The 2,750-nt window shown below is 65.1% G+C and carries 3 protein-coding genes and 1 pseudogene; all 4 read left to right on the top strand.

Annotation, left to right across the window (positions count from 1 at the left end):
* Nucleotides 1-16 precede the first annotated feature (16 nt).
* The gene (locus tag FTU90_RS15775; protein ID WP_000572405.1) at nt 17-811 is read left to right on the top strand and encodes an aminoglycoside O-phosphotransferase APH(3')-IIa; all 795 of its coding nucleotides are present in this window, start codon (nt 17-19) and stop codon (nt 809-811) included.
* 20 nt (nt 812-831) lie between these two features.
* Entirely contained in the window at nt 832-1,212 is a 381-nt protein-coding gene (locus FTU90_RS15770) for a bleomycin binding protein BLMT (RefSeq protein ID WP_000131935.1), read from the top strand.
* Nucleotides 1,209-2,051 (top strand): aminoglycoside O-phosphotransferase APH(6)-Ic, encoded by an 843-nt coding sequence (gene aph(6)-Ic / locus FTU90_RS15765; RefSeq protein WP_000116906.1) that lies wholly within the window; start codon nt 1,209-1,211, stop codon nt 2,049-2,051. The genes FTU90_RS15770 and aph(6)-Ic overlap by 4 nt, the downstream gene beginning before the upstream one ends.
* A 15-nt stretch (nt 2,052-2,066) precedes the next feature.
* Nucleotides 2,067-2,750, top strand: a pseudogene (locus tag FTU90_RS15760) (DUF3363 domain-containing protein); the annotation flags it as partial.

Here is a 2,750-nt window from a genome sequence, read left to right as displayed (position 1 = left end):
ATGAGGATCGTTTCGCATGATTGAACAAGATGGATTGCACGCAGGTTCTCCGGCCGCTTGGGTGGAGAGGCTATTCGGCTATGACTGGGCACAACAGACAATCGGCTGCTCTGATGCCGCCGTGTTCCGGCTGTCAGCGCAGGGGCGCCCGGTTCTTTTTGTCAAGACCGACCTGTCCGGTGCCCTGAATGAACTGCAGGACGAGGCAGCGCGGCTATCGTGGCTGGCCACGACGGGCGTTCCTTGCGCAGCTGTGCTCGACGTTGTCACTGAAGCGGGAAGGGACTGGCTGCTATTGGGCGAAGTGCCGGGGCAGGATCTCCTGTCATCTCACCTTGCTCCTGCCGAGAAAGTATCCATCATGGCTGATGCAATGCGGCGGCTGCATACGCTTGATCCGGCTACCTGCCCATTCGACCACCAAGCGAAACATCGCATCGAGCGAGCACGTACTCGGATGGAAGCCGGTCTTGTCGATCAGGATGATCTGGACGAAGAGCATCAGGGGCTCGCGCCAGCCGAACTGTTCGCCAGGCTCAAGGCGCGCATGCCCGACGGCGAGGATCTCGTCGTGACCCATGGCGATGCCTGCTTGCCGAATATCATGGTGGAAAATGGCCGCTTTTCTGGATTCATCGACTGTGGCCGGCTGGGTGTGGCGGACCGCTATCAGGACATAGCGTTGGCTACCCGTGATATTGCTGAAGAGCTTGGCGGCGAATGGGCTGACCGCTTCCTCGTGCTTTACGGTATCGCCGCTCCCGATTCGCAGCGCATCGCCTTCTATCGCCTTCTTGACGAGTTCTTCTGAGCGGGACTCTGGGGTTCGAAATGACCGACCAAGCGACGCCCAACCTGCCATCACGAGATTTCGATTCCACCGCCGCCTTCTATGAAAGGTTGGGCTTCGGAATCGTTTTCCGGGACGCCGGCTGGATGATCCTCCAGCGCGGGGATCTCATGCTGGAGTTCTTCGCCCACCCCGGGCTCGATCCCCTCGCGAGTTGGTTCAGCTGCTGCCTGAGGCTGGACGACCTCGCGGAGTTCTACCGGCAGTGCAAATCCGTCGGCATCCAGGAAACCAGCAGCGGCTATCCGCGCATCCATGCCCCCGAACTGCAGGAGTGGGGAGGCACGATGGCCGCTTTGGTCGACCCGGACGGGACGCTCCTGCGCCTGATACAGAACGAATTGCTTGCAGGCATCTCATGAGTGTGTCTTCCCGTTTTCCGCCTGAGGTCACTGCGTGGATGGAGCGCTGGCGCCTGCTGCGCGACGGCGAGCTGCTCACCACCCACTCGAGCTGGATACTTCCCGTCCGCCAGGGGGACATGCCGGCGATGCTGAAGGTCGCGCGCATTCCCGATGAAGAGGCCGGTTACCGCCTGTTGACCTGGTGGGACGGGCAGGGCGCCGCCCGAGTCTTCGCCTCGGCGGCGGGCGCTCTGCTCATGGAGCGCGCGTCCGGGGCCGGGGACCTTGCACAGATAGCGTGGTCCGGCCAGGACGACGAGGCTTGCAGGATCCTCTGCGACACCGCCGCTCGTCTGCACGCGCCGCGGTCCGGACCGCCGCCCGATCTCCATCCGCTACAGGAATGGTTCCAGCCGCTTTTCCGGTTGGCCGCTGAGCACGCGGCACTTGCGCCCGCCGCCAGCGTAGCGCGCCAACTTCTGGCGGCGCCGCGCGAGGTGTGCCCGCTCCACGGCGACCTGCACCACGAGAACGTGCTCGACTTCGGCGACCGCGGCTGGCTGGCCATCGACCCGCACGGACTGCTCGGCGAGCGCACCTTCGACTATGCCAACATCTTCACGAATCCCGATCTCAGCGACCCCGGTCGCCCGCTTGCGATCCTGCCGGGCAGGCTGGAGGCTCGACTCAGCATTGTGGTCGCGACGACCGGGTTTGAGCCCGAACGGCTTCTTCGCTGGATCATTGCATGGACGGGCTTGTCGGCAGCCTGGTTCATCGGCGACGGCGACGGCGAGGGCGAGGGCGCTGCGATTGATCTGGCCGTAAACGCCATGGCACGCCGGTTGCTTGACTAGCGCGGTCACCGATCTCACCTGGTCGTCGAGCTAGGTCAGGCCGTGTCGGGCGTGATCCGCTGGAAGTCGTTGCGGGCCACACCCGCCGCCTCGAAGCCCTGCACCAGGCCGGCATCGTGGTGTGCGTGGCCGAGGGACTATGGAAGGTGCCGGACGATCTGCCCGAGCAGGGCCGCCGCTATGACGCCCAGCGTCTTGGTGGCGTGACGGTGGAGCTGAAATCGCACCTGCCCATCGAGCGGCAGGCCCGCGTGATCGGTGCCACCTGGCTTGACCAGCAGTTGATCGACGGTGGCTCGGGCTTGGGCGACCTGGGCTTTAGCAGTGAGGCCAAGTAGGCGATACAGCAGCGCGCGGACTTCCTGGCCGAACAGGGACTGGCCGAGCGGCGCGGGCAGCGCGTGATCCTCACCGGAATCTGCTGGGCAGCAGCGGGCTCGGGAACTGGCGCAGGCCGCGAAGGACATTGCCGCCGATACCGGCCTGGAGCATCGCCCCGTGGCCGACGGCCAGCGCGTTGCCGGCGTCTACCGGCGCCCCGTCATGCTCGCCAGCGGGCGAAATGGGATGCTTGATGACGCCAAGGGGTCCAGCCTCGTGCGGTGGAAGCCCATCGAACAGCGGCTTGGGGAGCAGCTCGCCGCGACGGTGCGCGGTGGCGGCGTGTCTTGGGAGATTGGACGACAGCGTGGGCCGGCC

The sequence above is a fragment of the Acinetobacter sp. YH12200 genome, from assembly GCF_013418175.1.
Taxonomy (GTDB): Bacteria; Pseudomonadota; Gammaproteobacteria; order Pseudomonadales; family Moraxellaceae; genus Acinetobacter; species Acinetobacter pseudolwoffii.
Note: the sequence above shows the minus strand (reverse complement) of the source record. Positions and strands in the feature narration are given on the sequence as shown.